Origin of the sequence: Empedobacter sp. UBA2044, assembly GCF_002333005.1 — a bacterium.
Lineage (GTDB): Bacteria > Bacteroidota > Bacteroidia > Flavobacteriales > Weeksellaceae > Empedobacter > Empedobacter falsenii_B.
This window is the reverse complement of record NZ_DDBA01000068.1, coordinates 56682-57912: the sequence shown is the minus strand read 5'-3', so window position 1 is coordinate 57912 and position 1231 is coordinate 56682.

Here is a 1231-nt window from a genome sequence, read left to right as displayed (position 1 = left end):
GGTTGAATGTAACGTAAAAAAGGTTTTAGTCGTAGGGTTTTTAAAATCTTTAGTGAAATGAGAACATTTTTAGTAGAGAGGTTTACAGCCTTGACTTTTTGGTTACTTTTTAGTCAAGTAAAAAGTGACATTAATGAAAAGGAATACCTGAGCCACACCGTGGCTCCTCCTCTTAATTTCAAATGTTTTTTTGGATGCTCTTCCCCGAAGGGCATATGAATACAGATAATTAAAATAAATATTCAATGAATAAAAAAAGTGACAAAAGATTTCTCGAAATGACATAATATTAGAGAAATAATGTGTTAAAAAAAGTGTTAAATTCTTGTGTCGGTGTATATCGAAAATGATACTTTTCTGTATCGGTTGTGTATCCGCGCTGTATCCATTCTATATGCATTGTATATGCGTTCCGTATGGTTTGTTCGTGGTTCGTGTATCGGTGTTGAGTTGTAAAATGTATTATGTAAAAAGTAAAATGTACAGATTGGATATTAGTTGTTTGAGTGGATTCTAAATCTATAGGATGCGATTCTGAGACAAGCTCAGAATGACAAAATCCGTTGTTAAATAGTGAATTTGAATATTAAAAAAAGAGTTATAAATCCGATGATTTAGAATCGAAATGCAATTCAACTCTAAATTATTGGAATAAAAAAGTTGGAGTGTTTGAGCAAAGCGAGTTGCCAACTTTATGGAAATAATTTATTTAGTTGAATCATTGAGAGACTACTGTCGGCATCTTTTTTTGTTTCGTTTTTTTGGATGAGCTTCCCCGAAGGGCATATGAATACCGACAATAAAAATACATAAGTAATGAATAAAAAAATGAAAGTAAGAAATAAGTATTACCTGAGCCACACCGTGACTCCTCCTCTTAATTTCAAATGTTTTTTTAGATGAATTTCCCCGAAGGGCATATGAATACAAATAAAAAAATAGAAAAGTAATGAATAAAAAAGTGACATTAAAGAAAAAGATTACCTAAGCCATACTATGGCTCCTCCTTTTAATTTCAAATGTTTTTGTATCAAAACTTCCCCGAAGAGCATATGAATTCAATATTCATAAAATAATATAGTTCATGAATAAAAAATGAAAAAAGAAGAGATTCTTCGACAACCCCAGAATCACAAAATCCATCACGAAAGAGAACGAAGAAATTAATAAGAAAAAACAAACAAACCTTATTTCAAAATTTTAATTTTGCTTACCACATTACCACATTACC